The sequence below is a fragment of the Candidatus Paceibacterota bacterium genome (assembly GCA_036517255.1).
Taxonomy (GTDB): Bacteria; Patescibacteriota; Minisyncoccia; order Phycocordibacterales; family WO2-35-19; genus DATDXE01.
The window spans coordinates 70545-88100 of the sequence record DATDXE010000014.1; the positions used below are offsets into that span (position 1 = coordinate 70545).

General features: G+C 43.3%; 13 protein-coding genes. 10 read left to right on the forward strand and 3 right to left on the reverse strand.

Annotated elements, in window-relative coordinates:
* Window positions 1-17: 17 nt before the first annotated feature.
* The 3 genes from secE to VJH67_02505 all read right to left on the reverse strand — a co-directional run bounded on the left by secE (window position 18) and on the right by VJH67_02505 (window position 2056).
* Window positions 18-194, reverse strand: a complete 177-nt coding sequence (gene secE, locus VJH67_02495; GenBank protein HEY4516031.1) for a preprotein translocase subunit SecE — start codon at window positions 192-194, stop codon at window positions 18-20.
* A 97-nt stretch (window positions 195-291) separates the two neighbouring features.
* A complete protein-coding gene (locus VJH67_02500; GenBank protein ID HEY4516032.1) occupies window positions 292-1176 on the reverse strand; it encodes a hypothetical protein in 885 nt (294 codons plus the stop codon).
* On the reverse strand, window positions 1160-2056 hold the full coding sequence (locus VJH67_02505; GenBank protein HEY4516033.1) for a hypothetical protein: 897 nt from the start codon (window positions 2054-2056) through the stop codon (window positions 1160-1162). Before VJH67_02505 ends, VJH67_02500 begins: the two co-directional genes overlap by 17 nt.
* A 121-nt stretch (window positions 2057-2177) precedes the next feature.
* Between VJH67_02505 and VJH67_02510 the strand changes: the two genes are divergently transcribed.
* The 10 genes from VJH67_02510 to VJH67_02555 all read left to right on the forward strand — a co-directional run bounded on the left by VJH67_02510 (window position 2178) and on the right by VJH67_02555 (window position 17554).
* A complete protein-coding gene (locus tag VJH67_02510) occupies window positions 2178-3671 on the forward strand; it encodes a thymidylate synthase (GenBank protein ID HEY4516034.1) in 1494 nt (497 codons plus the stop codon).
* 92 nt (window positions 3672-3763) lie between these two features.
* On the forward strand, window positions 3764-5371 hold the full coding sequence (argS, locus tag VJH67_02515) for an arginine--tRNA ligase (GenBank protein ID HEY4516035.1): 1608 nt from the start codon (window positions 3764-3766) through the stop codon (window positions 5369-5371).
* 270 nt (window positions 5372-5641) lie between these two features.
* Entirely contained in the window at window positions 5642-9112 is a 3471-nt protein-coding gene (locus VJH67_02520) for a class I tRNA ligase family protein (GenBank protein ID HEY4516036.1), read from the forward strand.
* A gap of 11 nt (window positions 9113-9123) precedes the next feature.
* Entirely contained in the window at window positions 9124-9666 is a 543-nt protein-coding gene (locus tag VJH67_02525) for a recombination protein O N-terminal domain-containing protein (GenBank protein ID HEY4516037.1), read from the forward strand.
* 13 nt (window positions 9667-9679) lie between these two features.
* Window positions 9680-11611, forward strand: coding sequence for a hypothetical protein (locus VJH67_02530; protein HEY4516038.1), 1932 nt, complete (start codon window positions 9680-9682; stop codon window positions 11609-11611).
* Window positions 11612-11652: 41 nt separating this feature from the next.
* The gene (locus tag VJH67_02535; GenBank protein ID HEY4516039.1) at window positions 11653-12987 is read left to right on the forward strand and encodes a glycine--tRNA ligase; all 1335 of its coding nucleotides are present in this window, start codon (window positions 11653-11655) and stop codon (window positions 12985-12987) included.
* A gap of 51 nt (window positions 12988-13038) precedes the next feature.
* On the forward strand, window positions 13039-14454 hold the full coding sequence (locus VJH67_02540) for a sigma-70 family RNA polymerase sigma factor (protein ID HEY4516040.1): 1416 nt from the start codon (window positions 13039-13041) through the stop codon (window positions 14452-14454).
* 124 nt (window positions 14455-14578) lie between these two features.
* Window positions 14579-15352 (forward strand): hypothetical protein, encoded by a 774-nt coding sequence (locus tag VJH67_02545; GenBank protein HEY4516041.1) that lies wholly within the window; start codon window positions 14579-14581, stop codon window positions 15350-15352.
* Window positions 15353-15647: 295 nt separating this feature from the next.
* Window positions 15648-16178: a hypothetical protein gene (locus VJH67_02550; GenBank protein HEY4516042.1), complete on the forward strand. Its 531-nt coding sequence runs from the start codon at window positions 15648-15650 to the stop codon at window positions 16176-16178.
* Window positions 16179-16279: 101 nt separating this feature from the next.
* Window positions 16280-17554, forward strand: coding sequence for a pitrilysin family protein (locus VJH67_02555; GenBank protein HEY4516043.1), 1275 nt, complete (start codon window positions 16280-16282; stop codon window positions 17552-17554).
* Window positions 17555-17556 lie beyond the last annotated feature (2 nt).

A 17556-nucleotide genomic window follows, 5' to 3' on the forward strand; every position in this document is an offset into this window, starting at 1 on the left:
AAGAAGCAAAGATTAAACTACACGATGAGGGCGAGAAGTTTTGAAAATATAAAGTCGAAGAGTCCGAGGAATAGTGATGTCAAAATCGACACGATGATCACGACTACGGTGAAAGCCAGCGCTTGGTTGCGAGTCGGCCAGCTGACGTGGGTAAGCTCTGCTCTGGTTTCTTTCAAATATGTTCCTATGCCCATTTTGTTTTTATTATTTCAGATCTATTAAAAAACCCCTCTCGGGGCGCCTCGGAAACTGTGACTCCATTATATCAAAATGAGCTTTCCTGTCAACTAGCTACTTCCACTTTTTGCTTGTCCATGACGATGGCAAGTATTCCTCTATTTTATATGTTCGATACTCGTCTGTATCTTTGGAGAAACAATGTAACTTAGGAGAAATATCGAACTTGGCGCATATTTCAGAAATGAATTGGCGACAGATACCACACATATCGCAGGGACTGTCAGGATATTTTGATGACACGATGCCTATGTCTGTTATCTCATGATTTTTATCCATGAGTGCACTTAATATAGAAGTGACTTCGGAGTGTAAGCCTAGCCTTTTGTCTGGGCTTGAATATTGTCCGCCGAAATACACTTTGCCGTTTTTTGTAGCTACTGCTGTGCCATAACCTGAAGCTCCATCGTATAGAGGGAAATTTCTGTCTAGACCTTGTATGGCATACGGCTTTAGTTCCAAAGGCTCGCTTATATTTAACTGCAGATGATTTTCCTGAAATTTAGAATTTTGGAATCTACCTATAATTATTTTTTCTGGTTTATAATTACTAAATTCTTTTGAGATATCTTTACTCTCAAATATATTTTCTCCCGATAAATTCACGATCTTGTATTCTATGGATTTTTCGATTCTCATACTGTGGTCAATGATTATTTTGCCGACGATAGGTGAAAGAGAAGTGTCACCGGAAGCCTCTCTTATCGTCACTATTCTTTCTATCCCGTAATCAGTATTTAAAGCTGACAACACAAGGACAGCTTGTTCGGAACTTATGTTTAAAGAATTTGTATCCGAGGCCACGGACCCAGCGCAATACATTTTCCCACTGCTCGAGTAAGCGATGGAGGCAGTTCGCTCCCCCTCTTTTTTTGTTACAGAAAGGGAGAGGGTTTCCTTCAATTTTTCTAGCTCCTTATCTTTAGTTGATATCTGCATTACTTCTAAGTTTACTTACACTAAGGCCTGCTGGTGACCAGTCATAGTGAAGAGTTTTTTTAATAAAATCATTTAGTAAGTGTATTTTATCGCGTTCTAGTCGAGGATACATTTTTTCCGACTGCTTACTTGAAAGCCTGATAGTAGGGAAGAAGGGCATCGGGAAAGCATAGTAAGGCACTAGGCTTCTTTCTTTAGGTTCTACTAGGATGACGGTTATCGGTTTGTTTAAATGCTCGATGGCATAATCGATTCTGTGTACCCCATCGCAAACGATATGAAAGTCGTGCTTGCCGTTAAATTTCAAACCATAATTGATAAGGCCTGCATTAGAATTAAAAATATCAAGATGTTTGATAGCGCTTACTTCGTCTATAAAATAATTCTTAAAATATCGATCTGTAATTGCATGTAAATTGAATTTAGCGTCTTTGACATAGAAATCTTTAAAAAGTTTTAACATCTTGTCTAAGTCGATATAGCCATCCTTCAAATCATAAGTATGTTTTTCTATAATAGGTGGCAACATATGAAATACGCCTCGATTTTGCCAATCGTATTCTATGGCACAATCCATCTTGTCGATACTCATTTTCTTGTTCGATAGAAAAGCGTCAACTGTCTTTATGATATCTACTTGATTTAGATATACAGTCGGTTGAGGGGAAAATAGTATTTCCTGTTTATTTTTCGTTTTTATGGTGGGGTAACTTCCCATCGATTTTGGAGGGTACACAGTGGCTAAGGAAAATTTAGCTTTTTTATAGGGTTTTATTATACGGCCGTCCTTTTTGTACAAGCCTCTAAATTCTATATCCTTCAATTTTTCATAGAGCTCCTCAAGTGGCATTTTCCTTATGAGGGTTATTTTCTCTTTCATGAACTCAGTATATGACGAGCGCTCCCTGGATACAAGTTTTACATTTAGGTTTCAATTTGGTCTTGTAAATGGTATAAAAACCTAAGACCCTGAACCCACACAGCAGAATAGAAAGGCTACAATGCTCAAGTTTGAATCGCTTTATTACGGCGATCGGCTGCTGCCGATCGTTAATGAAACTGGAGACGTGGCTATATGCACTCTCTGGTCCAAAACTGAATCGGCGCGAAAGATTTTAGGAGAAGCTGGGGTTGATCTCGACCCCGCTACTTCTCGCATCTCTGTCATCGCCAATCTCTACGGCAACGGCTTGCCCCAGATGCTGCGCAACCTGCTTCACAACCCGCAGATTCGTTACATCGTGATAGTCGGCAAAAATTTGTCCGGCTCACTCGAGTGGCTCGTCAACTTTTTCGAGCAAGGTCTCGAGGAAGTGGAATTCCTGGGAGCCAAGGCTTCCAGAATTCGCGGTACCAATCGCGTGATCGATGGAGAAGTAACTCCCGACATGTTTGTCCAGGAACCGCAGTTTTCTGTTTTTGGAGATGTCGGTGATCCGGCGACGAAAGAGTCTCTCCAGACTTTTTTCGGGGAACTGCCGGAACAAAAAGAATGTGTCCTGCCCCGTATCGAACCTCCGGAAATCCCGGAGCCTCAAGTCACACGCTATCCCTCCAATCCTCGAGGGCACACGATCGTTCGCGCCACTCCGATGGAAGCTTACGCCGAGCTCATCTTCCGCCTCTACCGCTTTGGTCATCGCAACATGGTCGCGAAGAAGACGGGCCTCGAAGGGCGCGTCGAACTTCAGAATGTGAAGGTGGTGATCGAAGAGGCACGTGAAGAATCCGACGAGGTTCTGCGTGGTTACGGTTTCCTGCTGGAAAAGTTTAAAGCTTACCAGTGTCGCATTCTCGATCCGGGGAAGCCATATGACCTGGGCTACACCTACGGCAACCGCCTCCGCCAGCACTTTGGTAGCGATTCGCTCGAAATCGTGGCCAAGCGCCTGCGCGAAAAACCCGACTCGCGCCACGCTTACTTCACGCTTTGGGATAACACCCGCGACCTTATAGAAGGTACGGACACGCCCTGCTTCGTCACGGCTTTCTTTCGCCGTTTCGAAGGTCGCCTCACTCTCACCGCCACCTTTCGCTCACACAATGCCATGGAAGCCTGGCCGGAGAATGTCTACGGTCTGATTGCTATCCAGAGATTTGTCGCGAACCTTGCAAATATGGAGCCTGGCGCGATCACCGTCGTCAGCCACTCCATCTCGATCGATCTGCCTTCTCTTGAGAAGGCCAAGCGCATCGCGACGTCGAAGGAATCGGACGAAGTGTACGACCCAGCGACCGGCAAGCACGGTCCTCGCATGGATCCTCATGGTGAGTTTACGATGACCATCGATCGCGACACTTGGGAGATCGTGCTGCAGCATTCCTACAAAGGGATGCCACTTACCGAATATCGAGGTAAAACGGCGGAAGAGATCGAGCGAAAGCTCGCTCGTGATGTCGCTATCTCCGAAATATCCCACGCCCTCTACATTGGTCGCGAGCTGGCTCGCAAACAAGAAGAGATGAAGCGAGCGCTGGCTAATAGCAAGAAGTAGCCCTTCCTTTCTGTTCCTGTTCACCATTCCCACGCTCGGTTACCGCCGCGCGTGGGATGGCTTTTTATACTCATTTTCGATAAGATTTCTTTGTGATTAAGCAAAAAATCGAAAGCTGGATCAAGGAAACTTTGGCTATAGAAAAATTAGTCCTGGAACACCCGGCAGATATGGAACGCGGTGATTTTACTTTTGTATCGCATTCTACAAATCCCCAAGACGATTTTGAAAGTTTAAACTCTAAAAAACTACCAGAAATAGAAAAAATAGAACTCGCAAATGGTCGCTTCATAAATATTTTCCTGACTGAACAGTTTTTCACTGATGTGATAACAGAGGTAGTAGAGAAAGGAGATGATTATGGAAAAAGTAATTTGCTCGATGGCCAGAAAATCTTTATAGAACACACTCAACAAAATCCTTTTAAAGAATTTCATATCGGTCACCTTATGCCAAACACGATTGGTGACTCTGTAGCGAGGATTATCAAGGCAAACCGCGCTGAAACGAAAGTGGCGAGCTATCATGGTGATGTCGGGCTTCATGTGGCCAAAGCTGTATGGGGTAAGTTGCAGAAGCCGGAAGTTAGTTGGGGGGAAGCCTATGCTTATGGAGCGAGTCAGTATGAAGATAATAAAGAGAAGATAGTAGAAATAAATAAAAAAGTGTATGACAGGAGTAGTGAGCAAATAAATAATTTATACGATACCGGAAGAGCCGAAAGTTTAGAAAGTTTTGAGAAAATTTATTTAAAATTAGACAGCCATTTCGATTTTCACTTTTTTGAGAGTGAAAGCGGTAAGCTGGGTCAAGAAATCGTTAGTAAAAATATCGGCAAGGTTTTTGAAGAGTCGGAAGGGGCAATTATATTTAAAGGGGAAAATTTTGAACCTAAGACACACACACGAGTTTTTTTGAGTAAAGAAGGTTTACCGACATATGAAGCGAAGGAAGTGGGGCTCGCAAAGATAAAGAAAGAAAAATGGCCAGATTACACGCAGTCGATCACGGTGACCGCCAATGAGCAGGATAGTTTTTTTGATGTGGCGGAAGTTACTATCGGAGAAATATTTCCAGAGCTCAGGGGTAAACTTAAACATTTGTCCCACGGCATGCTCAAGTTAAAAGAGGGCAAGATGTCTAGCCGAACAGGTAACATTATTACAGCCGAATCGCTCATTGATCAGGTCAAAGAAAAGATCAAAGAAAAAATCGATGACGATAAGATTGCGGAGGAGATAGCGATTGGAGCTATCAAGTTTTCGATATTAAGGCAGGCGATCGGGGGGGACATTATTTTTGATTTTGATACTTCTATTTCTTTTGAAGGTGATTCGGGGCCATATTTGCAATATGCAGCTGTGAGAGCTAACTCTGTTCTTGAAAAAGCAAATTACACCACAAAATCCCCAACACCAAGGGTGACCCTTAGTGTTGGGTGGAAAACTACTGATTTAGAGAGAATGCTTTACAGATTCCCAGAAGTAGTCGAGACAGCCTATAAAGAATACGCTCCACACAAAATAGTTTCCTATTTGCTTGATCTCGCATCTCGCTTCAACAGTTTTTATGCTAACGAAAAAATAATTGACGAGTCCGACCCTGCTTCTCCTTACAAACTGGCTCTTACCCAAGCTGTTGCCACTGTCCTAAAAAACGGTCTCTACCTTCTCGGAATCAAGGTTCCCGAGAGAATGTAAATTTGCCCACAAGCAAATTCATCCCGAAATTACAGGATCGTAGGCCTATTTAATTTTGGGGTAAGTTTTTTAAAATCAACTATGCTATCATTATACTAGGTGAAGCCCTTGGCCCCGGTAAAAAGACCAGCTAGGCGCCTTTCTTGGATTGCTCGAAGTTTCAGGTCCAGGAAAATTAGGACTGGGCGGTTGCTTCACCTACTAGCGCGTTCCTTCGGGAGCGCGCTTATCTTTTTTGTAAAAAGCCTTTAAAACTGTTATATTTTTGGAATGTCAGAAGAGTCTAAAGCCAAAAGCAAAATAGCTGAACGAGAAGAAAAAATACTGAAATTCTGGAAGGAGAATAAAATTTTTGAGAAGTCTTTAGAGAAAGTAGCTCCTCATGGGAAGTTTGTGTTTTATGATGGTCCGCCGTTTGCCACTGGTTTGCCTCATGCCGGAAGTTTACTTGGATCAATAATAAAAGATGTCATCCCTCGTTATAAAACTATGCAGGGTTATAATGTGCGCCGTCGTTGGGGTTGGGATTGCCACGGCCTACCGATTGAATCTCTTGTAGAGAAAAAGCTCGAGCTAAAAACTAAGAAGGATATTGAAACCTTGGGAGTAAGTAAATTCAACAAAGAAGCGAGAAATACCGTTCTTCAGTATGCCAAAGATTGGGAGCAATATATTGAACGCATAGGTCGCTGGGTTGAGTTCGAGAATGCCTACAAAACTATGGACAATTCGTATATCGAATCCGTCTGGTGGGCGCTTTCTCAAATGAATGAAAAGGATTTGCTTTACGAAGGCAGGAAAGTTTTGATGTACTGTCCGCATTGTGAGACGCCACTCGCCAAAGCTGAAATCGCTATGGACAATTCGTACAAAGATATTACCGAAGAAGCAGTTACTATTAAATTTCATCTAAAATCTGGTCAAAAGATTGGAGATTTTACTTCAGATGAAAATACTTATCTTCTTGCCTGGACTACCACACCATGGACTCTTCCAGCGAATGTTGCTTTGGCGGTTGGAGAGAATATTTTATATCGCAGGATTCACGATGCGCCTTTGAGTAAATTTTATTTTGTAGCGGATGGTTTAGTCACAAGTGTTTTTGGAGAGGATCCAAGATATCTAAAGGCTGAAGTAATAACAGGTGCTGAATTAGCTGGTTTGGAATACGAGCCATTATTTGACGTGCCGAAAGTAGGGCAGTCAGATAAAGCATACAAAGTTTATCTAGCCGATTTCGTAAATACAGAAGAAGGTACCGGTGTCGTCCACACGGCTGTGATTTATGGAGAGGATGATTATCAACTTGGTTTGAAGGAGGGGCTTCCTATGGTGCCACTACTTAACGCTGGAGGTAAATACAACGATGACGCTCCAGAATTTCTGCGAGGCAAATTTATAAAAAAGGCTGAAAATGAAATAAAAGAAGATTTGGAAAATAGAGGATTACTTTTTGAACGCAAGAATAATACGCACTCTTACCCACACTGTTATCGTTGCGGTACAGCTCTTATCTACAACGCCGTTTCTTCTTGGTTTATAAATATTCAGAAAATAAAAGAAAAACTTCTGAAATTAAATGAAAAAATAAATTGGGTACCTGAGCATTTAAAACATGGGCGTTTTCAAAACATAGTTGAGAATGCTCCTGATTGGACGATATCTCGCAATCGTTATTGGGCCTCACCTTTACCTATTTGGAAAAATGAAAAAGGAGAGAAAATAGTGATCGGCTCGATCGAAGAATTAAAAAAGCACACAAAGAAAAGTGGTAACAAATATTTCGTCATGCGTCATGGGCGAGCGCAGAACAATGAGCTCAATATCGCAAGTGGGAAGGCAACAAATTTGCATCATCTCACTGACGATGGCAGAGAAGCTGTTTTAAAAAATTCTCAAAAATTTAAAGAAAAGGTGGATCTTATCTTTGTCTCACCATTTGTACGTACCAAAGAAACTGCAGAGATAATTCGAGAGTCCTTGGGCTTGCCAACAGAAGCCGTCATTGAAGATGTCCGCTTGTCAGAATTAAATTTCGGTGAATTTGAAGGCAAGACCATTGATGAGTATCAAAAGTGTTACCCCAATACGCCAGAGCTTTTCGATAAACACCCAAGCGGCGGAGAAAATGAATTAGATGTTAAGAAGCGAGTAGGAGATTTTCTCTATGAGATTGAAAGTAAGTTCACGAACAAAAATATTCTCATTATTTCTCATGGAGATCCTGTGTGGATGGCTCAGGCTATAGCCGAAGGGGCAAGTATTCCCAGCATGCTTTGGATTCTTGAAGAACATTATCCAAAATACGCTGAGATAAATGAACTTAAATTTGTTCCACTCCCTCACAACGAAAATTATGAGCTCGATCTGCACAAGCCTTATATAGACGAAGTGGAACTTGTGGATGAGAAGGGGAATGAATTGAAGAGGATACCCGAAGTTGTTGATTGTTGGGTCGAATCAGGCTCAATGCCGTTTGCCGAATTGCATTATCCTTCAGAAAATAAAGAAGAATTCAAATCGCGTTTCCCGGGAGATTTTATTGCAGAATATATCGCTCAAACGCGAACATGGTTTTACTATATGCACGTTTTAGGAGTAGCTCTTTTTGATTCGGTTTCCTTTAAAAATGTAGTAACAACAGGCACTATTCTTGCCGCTGATGGCAGTAAAATGTCGAAATCGAAGTCTAACTATACCGATCCACTAGTTAATCTTGATAAATTCTCAGCTGATGCTTTTAGGTTTTATCTTATGAGTAGCGTGGTGATGCAAGCTGAAGATCTAAATTTTAGAGATGAAGAGTTGAGAGAAGCTCATAATAGAGTAGTAAATATTTTATGGAACTGCCTTAGTTTTTTTGAAATGTATAAAGGAAGTTCTGAAGAAGATGTTCAAAAAATAAAAATCAAAGAAAGTGTTTTGGACAGATGGGTTATTTCAAGATTGAACCAGACGATAAAAGAGACTACGGATTCGCTCGATAGTTTTAATACAGCTAAGGCGTGTCGGGCGATGAGAGATTTTATTGAAGATTTTTCTACCTGGTATTTGAGGCGTTCTCGGGATCGTTTTAAAAGTGAGAATGCGGAAGAGAGAGGACAAGTGATTCAAACAGGAAAGTTTGTGTTGGGCGAATTTTCCAAAATCATCGCTCCTATAATCCCTTTCATCGCCGAACACATACATCAATCGCTCGGTGGCCACGGCGAGAGCGTGCATCTTACCTCATGGCCTAAAGTGGGTGAGATTGATGAAAAATTAATTTCAGATATGGAGCTGACTCGCGAAGTTGTTTCTGAGGCACTCATGGCTCGCAATGCTGCAGGCATAAAAGTTCGTCAACCTTTGCAGACCCTTAAAATTCAAGATGATAGATTGAAAGATAAAAATGAGTTTATTGAATTGATAAAAGATGAATTAAATATTAAAGAAGTTATTTTTGATCGAAATTTAGAAAACGGCTTTTGGCTTGATACGACTATTACTCCTGAACTTGCCAGGGAAGGCCATGTGCGGGAATTTATTCGTGCGGTGCAGGATTTGCGTAAAGAGAAGGGCCTGACTCCAGATCAGAAGGTAGTTTTGCAAGTGGAAACTTCTGCCGAAGGTCAAATTTTCATCGAATCTGCCAAATCCGAAATCTCCAAACCGACCAACCTATCAGAAATAGTTTTCCAAAACAACGACGGCCCAGAATTGAAAATCGAAAATTATGAATTGAAAATTAAAATTGGGTAACCTCAATTTTCATGTATCACAAATACAACACCGAAGGCATAGTGATGCGGGGCAGTGAAAGAGGCGAGGCGAGTAGAAGTGTAAATATTTTCACAAAGGAGTTTGGTATTATTTATGCCAGTGTCCAAAGTGCTCGCAGTATCAATTCCAAGTTACGCTCTTCTACCACTGATTTTGCGGAGGGTAACATTACTCTTTTGCGAGGTAGGAATGAATGGAAGGTGGTCGGCGCGGAAAATAGGAAGAACCTTTTTTATACTCTAGATTCTTCTCAAAAGAGAGCCATCGCTTCTCGAGTATTTCTTTTGCTTTCCAAAATTACAGGCGAAGAAAAAAATACGGATTTGTATGAAATAGTTTCTGATTTTCTTCTCTCTCTTGAAAAGTCGAGTGAGCAGGCAGTCGACGCTGTCGAGCGACTGGGAGTTTTGAAAATTTTAAAAAACCAAGGGCTTGTGAGTGAAAGCGAGGAGGAATTGGAGCAAATCTCCAAAGATGCAAAACGAGCAATAGTCGTTATAAATAACTCGCTTAAGGCTGTGTACGAGTCGTGATATAATCGTATTAATGGAAGATTTCAAACACAACGAGCCCTTGGATAGGCTCAAAAGAGGTATATACTCGAGGAAAACTCCTGATATTATCGATACTCCACGTTCTCAATTCAAAAAGGAGGAATTTGAAACTCCTCAAAGTTGGGATAGTAAAGGCAACAGCAAGTTCGACGCTCTAGCTTCTCGCTTTGCCCATGTAGCGGAAAAGCGTCACACTTTTGCCAAGAAATTTCTCACTATTACTGCCTCTCTTTTCGTCATCGCTGTCGCTGTTGCCGTCTATGTTTTCTCCGGCGGGGTGAACACCATCTCCTCTAAAAATGTCGATATCGAAGTGGTCGGCCCGGTTTCCGTGGGCGGCGGTCAAAATGTCAGCTTCGATATCAAAGCTATCAATAAAAATAATACCGACCTCGAAGCAGTAAAACTGACAGTCGAATACCCTACTGGTGCGAGAAGTATCGACGATCTTTCCAAAGAGCTCACTAGTCAGAGTTTCAACTTAGGCACAGTAGAATCTGGCGATGAGGGAGTGCAATCAGTCAGCCTTTTTCTTTTTGGTGAAAAGGAGGAAGTCAAAAAGTTCAACATCGTGGTCGAGTATCGAGTGAAAAACTCCAGTGCTCTTTTTTATAAAGAGAAGTCACATGAGATTTCTATCAGCTCTGCTCCTGTCATAGTCACTTCCACTTATCCCAAGGAAATAAATTCAAATCAAAATATTAATTTCTCTGTCGAAGTGGCTTCCAATTCAAACGAAAACATCGAGGATTTTCTTTTGAATGTCGAATATCCTTTCGGTTTCACTTTCACTAATGCTTCTCCTAGCCCATCATTCAATAACAATACTTGGAAAATGAGTTTTAAAAGTGGGGAGAAAAGGGTCATTCGTATTTCTGGCGTTTTGGCTGGCGTCGACAATGAGGAAAGAGTATTCAAAGTCAGTTCTGGTACCGCGAGTCCCGATGACGAAAGGAAAATAGGTGTCCTCTTTACCTCCACCAACGAATCGATTGTTGTAGAGAAACCTTTTGTCGGCATTGATCTCACGGTCGGCTCTTCTTCAGGTGAGCCGGTAGTTACGGGTGTCAGTACAGTGAATGGGGAACTTTCAATAATAAATAATTTGTCCAGCAGACTTTTCAACGTGGGTGTAGAAGCCGCTCTTTCCGGAGGAGCTTTTTCAGAGAGCTCGGTCTACGCTGGGAATGGCGGCTTTTTCCGTTCAGTCGATGACACTATTTTGTGGGATGCGAGGTCGCTTTCAGAACTAGGTAGCCTCGCTCCGGGCGAAGATGTCGATTTGAATTTTCGTTTCAATCCTATCGCGTACCAAAGCATTCCTGCTGGTACCTTGTCTCAAATAAAAGTAAAAATAAAAGTAGTGGGGGAGCGAGTGCTCGATTCCGGCGAGCCCGAGAAAATAGAATTGACCTTGGAAAAAATAGTGCGTCTTGGTACAGAACTTTCTCTCGTTCCCAAAGTAGTGCGAGTGGAAGGCAATATTGAAAATACTGGCCCCATCCCTCCGAGAGTGGATCAGAAAACTACTTACGCCATCGTTTGGTCACTTGCCAATACTTTCAATGCCGCCACCGGTGTGGAAGTCATTGCCACTCTGCCTTCATATGTGGAGTGGACAGGGGCCAAAAGTCCGGGGACAGAGGATATAGTGTTTGATCCTATCTCTCACCAAGTCATATGGAGGGTGCCGCAGATTGTGGCTGGGGCAGGGTACAAAGGTCCTGCAAAACAAGTCGCTTTTCAAGTCGCTCTTTTACCGAGCGTCAGTCAGGTAGGTACCAATCCTGAAATAATCGGCCCAGTGACAGTGCGAGCTAAAGATAAAATTACGACTATCGATATTTTCTCAAACGCCTCGGCTCTCACCACTCGCTTCACTGACTCGAGCTTTAAAGAGGGTTATGATAAGGTAGTTCAGTAAATTTAAAGAAGTAAAGATTTAAAGAAGGAAAAATTAAAAAAATGAAAGAAGAGGATAAATTAAGTAAGATAGTGGCGCTTTGTAAGAGGAGGGGGTTTATTTTTCCTGGCTCCGAAATCTACGGTGGCCTTTCCGGTACTTGGGATTATGGTCCGTATGGAGCTGAAATGGCAAACAACATAAAAAATCTCTGGTGGAAAATGTTCGTGACGGATAGAGAGGATATGTATGGGGTTGATGCCGCTATCATCATGAATCCTAAAGCATGGGAAGCCTCTGGTCATGTTTCTGGCTTTTCTGATCCGCTTGTCGAATGCGAAAAATGCCACCATCGTTTTCGAGCCGATCATTTAGAAGACAAAAATACCTGTCCTGATTGTGGCGGAAAATTAGGAGGTGAGAAGCAGTTTAATATGATGTTTAAAACTTTTGTAGGGGCTACGGAAGACGAAAATTCTGTTTCCTATTTGAGGCCGGAAACTGCTGGTGGCATGTTTGTAAATTTCAAAAACGTGGTGGACAGTATGCATCCCAAAATTCCGTTTGGCTTAGCTCAAATTGGTAAAGCATTTAGAAACGAAATAGCTCCGCGAGATTTTATTTTTCGTTCTCGTGAATTTAGGCAGATGGAAGTGGAGTATTTTGTTCGCCCTGAAGAATGGGAGAAATCTTTTGAAGAGTGGAGAATGGTGATACATTCTTGGATGGAGGCAATTGGTTTAGATAAATCTCACATTCACGAATTGGAAGTGAAAGATGAAGATCGGGCACACTATTCAAAAAGAACTATCGATTTTGAATTCGACTATCCATTCGGCAGGAAAGAGTTGTACGGGTTGGCTTATAGGACCGACTTTGATTTGAAAGCCCATGCCGCCGCTTCCGGTATTGATCTGTCATATTTTGACGAAGATCCGCCAGCCGGCGGAAAAGAGCGTTTTGTGCCACATGTTATTGAGCCGTCTCTTGGAGTAGACAGGACTATTCTTGCTGTCCTTTCCGATGCTTATACTGAAGATGATCCGCCAGCCGGCGGAGAAGGAGTAAGAGAATATTTGAAACTGAAACCTGCTATCGCTCCGGTGAAAGTCGCTGTGTTCCCACTTTTGAAAAATAAGCCGGAGCTTGTAGCCAAAGCCAGAGAAATTTATAAAAGTTTGAAAAAAGAATTTGGGGCAGTGGAGTTCGACGACAATGGCAACATCGGTAAGCGTTATCGCCGCCAAGATGAAATCGGCACACCATTTTGCATTACTGTCGATTTCGATACTCTTGAGAAAAATGGAGGCGTCACTGTTCGCGATCGCGACACTGGAAAACAAGAAAGGGTTGCCGAATCAGAACTCGTACAATTTTTGAAAGGCAAGTTATCTTAAAAATTATACTTGTGATAATATCGGAGCAGAACCTTAGAAAGGAGGTTTGCCATGAGAAAAGCTCGAGTTGTATCAATCGATGAGTTCCGGGATCCGGAGCTTGTCGAAGAAGTTGAAACAGAGCCAATTTCAGACGAGCCACCTCTAGAGGAGCTCTTCGAAATTGAACAAGAGACTGATCTTGAAGAAGAAGTCTCTACGCTAGATGAACCTGACAATGACATTGTGCGAAAGTACCTTGTCAGCATTGGTGGGTGGAAGATCCTGAAAATGGAGGACGAAGCTCGTCTTGGCAAGAGAATACTGAAAGGTGACCTTTCTGCCAGGAATGAACTTGTCGAGCACAACCTCCGTCTTGTCATAGCAGTTGCTAAGAAATATACAAGATGGAGCGGTATGGATTTTCTGGACTTGATTCAGGAAGGCAATGTCGGCCTGATGAAAGGTGCAAAGAAGTTCGACTATCGTAAAGGGTTTAAGTTCTCGACCTGCGCCATGTGGTGGATCCGTCAGCAAATCACGAGGGCCATTGCCGACAAGTCGCGGACCATTCGAGTTCCCGTACACATGAATGGAGTCTTGAGTAATGTCCGCAAGGCAATCCGTAAAATTGCTGCCGGTGAATCCATTGACCAACTCCTTGTTTCCCCAGAAGCTATCATGGCTGAAACGGGAAAGTCCAGACAAGAAATTCTCAGGGCTTTGGATATCATGAAGAGATGTGATGTTTACTCTCTCGAACATCCAGTAGGTTATTCGAAAGGAGTCTCTTTTGAGGATTCTAATTTGGGTGATCTTGTCAAGGACGACAAACCCGATGCCGTGCTTGTTTCTCAAGCCGCGAAGGAGTTGAGGAATCTCGTTTGTGACCATTCGAACTTCCTCTCTAGCTTGAGGAAAATCGTGAGTAAAAAGGTTTTCATAGCCTTTTGCTTGCGATACGGCATGAACGATGGCTCGCTCGAGCACAAGATCCTAGAAGAAATAGGCGACCTCTTGAATTTCACCCGTGAGATGGCACGCCAGTCGATCGAAAGTGTTTGGTTTAAACACGGTCCCTCTTGTGGGTATGTTCGAATCGAATTCGAGGAGGAGCTTGCTAGACGATCTGCGCTTATGGAAATACTTTTAGGTTACGGTTTTCAAACTCCTAAACCAAAAGTGTTTTTCAAGACTCTTGATCTAGTGCTGAAGTTGATCGTTAGGCGTACCCGCCTCACTTTTAATTTCACCCTTCAAGAATTCGTCACGCTTTATGCATCATCCCCCGCCAAACAAGCAGCAGTTTTTGCTATGAGGCAGAGGGGCGTCGATTTCAATGAGATCTGCGCAGTCTGCATGATTTCCAAGGAACAAGCACAAGCAGCATTCATGATGGCCGACATGGAGCAGGAAAAGAATCCGAATTTCAGGGAAAAGCTCCAGTCCATAGCAAGGCCTATTGGTGCCGATATGTCTAGATCGTGAGGGGGCATTTGCATGTTTGTGTGCGAATGCCCTTTTGATTTATGAATGCAGTTAGTGTGTTTTGATTGACTTTATTTTAAATAAATTTATACTTCTGCTGGGTTTGTAAATTGAAGGAGGCCTTGTGGCGCAAGATTTTTTGGCTACTACCGCAGAGGCTTGGTGGAAAAGGAAGGCAGAGGGATTTACTGGTGGGATGATCTCTGCCAGTGCCGCTTCTGCCCTTGCAAGAGAGTTAGCGAATAAAATTGACTGCGACGTTCCTACGGCTCTGCTTTATGCGGCGTCGTCGGGGGTCATAGGCGAATCTCTTGAATCACCACCACTCGGCGCGGGAGGGGTAAAACCCGAAGCGTCGAAACCGAAACCGGAGCCGCTACCGGTTCCACAACCAGGGAGTGATTCCCCGGAAGAAGATCCAGACTTCGAAGAAGAAGATGATGATCAGGGGATCCCTGATCCAGAAGGAGAGAATCCGATGCCGACACATCCCGACGCTGGCCTAAGCGTCAAAGATTTCATCAGGAAGTATTCAGCCGAGTGTGATGGGGGTGACGTTAATCTGCTCCTGGAAAAGAGCACGAAGCTCGGCCGCAATACAAGCAAGCCGAGCATGGCTTCGGCCAAGTCACTGCTCAAGAAGGAGGGATTCAAATTCTCCTCCAAGTCCAAAGACTCGCCTCCGCCTCCACCACCCGAATCTCCCAAAGTTCCGGGGGGAAGGGGCCGTGCTTCTGGCAAAGCTGGGAAAAAAGGTGGGTCGGAGGAATCTATCGACACTCTGATCGCCCGGCTCCAGGGGGACATCGTCGCCCTGCAGTCCAAGCTCAACGCCACAGAAGCTGATCTTCTTGCCGCTAAGAGAACCAAAGATCTCATCGGCAGTAAGCTCGGTTGAGGCAAGTAGTTCGTCCCCACGCCCGTCCGCAACATAAAGCCCGTTGCGAGACGGGCTTTATGTTGCAGGCATGGTTGACACGTAACAATTTTAATGTTAGCTTCACGCACAGATTGTTCCAAGCTGTAAAATAAAACCAAGGAGCGGAAGCATGAAGAAAAGTAAAATCCTACTTCCGTATCCCACGGGAGTAACACTCATTGTCGTACCAGTTTTCTATCTATTCAGTGACAGGGAGCTTCGGCACCCTTCCACTGTTTGGCTGAATCTTTACCAACTCTACTCCCTCTGTTCTATGAAGGGGGATGAAGACGCTTCCATGCTGAAGGAGTTCATTGACCCGGCCGACATTTCTCAGGTCCTTACTTATCTTCCCGTGTTAGCCCAAACGGAAGAAAAGTACCTGCAGTACGAACAGTACATCCGGTCTCAGGGCTTCGTCCATTCTCGCAGAATTCAACATGAATTTGCGTTGCACACGTGGTGCGCTGGTTTGCCAGATCATGAGGCAGAAAAAGCACCTGTGGTGCTGAGCGATAACGATAAACCTAGCAACATTTTCGCAAAGAACGTCTGCAAGATTTTTTCCATGACGTTGCAGGAGTTCTTTGAAGCCCCATCTACCTCTCCTGGTAAGCAAGCCCTCGTCCTTGCCATGCGACGTAAGGGTATTGATTTCAAACAGATCTGCGCCATCTGTCTCATCTCTAGACAGCAGGCCCAGATAGCTGCCATGCAAGCTGACATCGAGCAAAGCAAGAATCCAAAGTTCAAAGAGAAGCTCGAGCGACTGGAACAGCTCTTGGGGGAACACCCCACAACTTGAGGGCTTACTGATGCACCCTGTGTGTCGGTAGGTCCTTTTTGGTTTTGGGTTTTAACCCTCTCCTTTGCAAGGAGAGGGTTGGGTGAGGTAGAGTATTGTTTATGAATTATCAAAAGAAAGTTTTAGAAAATGGTATGAGGATCGTCGTGGTACCAGTGCCGGGTGCGCCTTCGCTCACTGTCGCCGCTATGGTTGAGGCTGGTTCAAAGTATGAAAGTAGGAAGGAGAATGGCATCTCCCATTTCCTAGAGCATATGTTTTTCAAAGGCACTAAAAATAGGCCGACTACTCTTGCTATCACCAAGGAATTCGATGGCTTAGGAGCGGAAAACAATGCCTCTACTAGTCAAGAATCGACCTACTACTATGCCAAGTCGCACCCAAAACATTTTGATCAAATGCTCGATGTTATTTCCGACATCTATCAAAACTCCTCTCTACCAGGAGCTGAAATCGAAAAAGAAAAAGGGGTAGTGATCGAGGAAATGAATATGTATAAAGATTTACCTCAGGAAATTGTCGGCGAAATTTTTCAAGAACTCTTGTACGGTGATACTCCAGCTGGTCGAGAAATATTGGGTACTGAAGAAAACGTAAAATCTTTCACCCGTGAAAATATTTCAGATTATATGCAAAAACATTATGTCGCTTCTGCTACTACTGTGGTAGTCGCAGGCGATATTTCTCCAGCAACTGCTTTTGAAAAAGTGACAAAGGCTTTTGAGAATATAAAAATAGGCGAAAAGATAGAAAAAGAAAAGGTAATCGAAAAACAAGCAGAGCCAAGAGTGAAACTAAAATTCAAAGAGACGGATCAGTCACATATTATTATTGGTGTAAGGGCTTTCGATATGTACAATCCTCGTTCCCGAACTTTAAATCTGCTCGGGGTCGTTCTCGGCCAAGGTATGAGCTCTAGGCTTTTTCAAAAAATGCGGGAAGAACTTGGCATTTGCTACTACATCGGAGCGGGTGCTCGTAAACTGACCGATCATGGATTTTTTGCTATCTCTGCTGGAGTAGATAAAAAGCGTATCGAAGAAGCGGTGAAGGAAATCCTGAAGGAAATGAAAAAGATTAGGGATGAGGAGGTGGGAGAGGAGGAATTGCGCAAGGCCAAGGATTATATGCTGGGCCATTTGTATCTTGGCCTCGAGTCCTCCGATTCTTTAGCAGAGTTTTATGGTTTTCAAGAGTTATTTAAAAAAGAGATAAAAACTCCGAAGGATATCGAGGAGGAAGTGGAAAAAATAACGGCGCAAGATTTGCAAAAAGTAGCTAGGGATATCATGAGGAACGAGGGCCTCAACATGGCGGTAGTCGGTAATTATGGAGAAAAGGATTTAGAAAATTTTATTAAAATACTGACATTGTGATA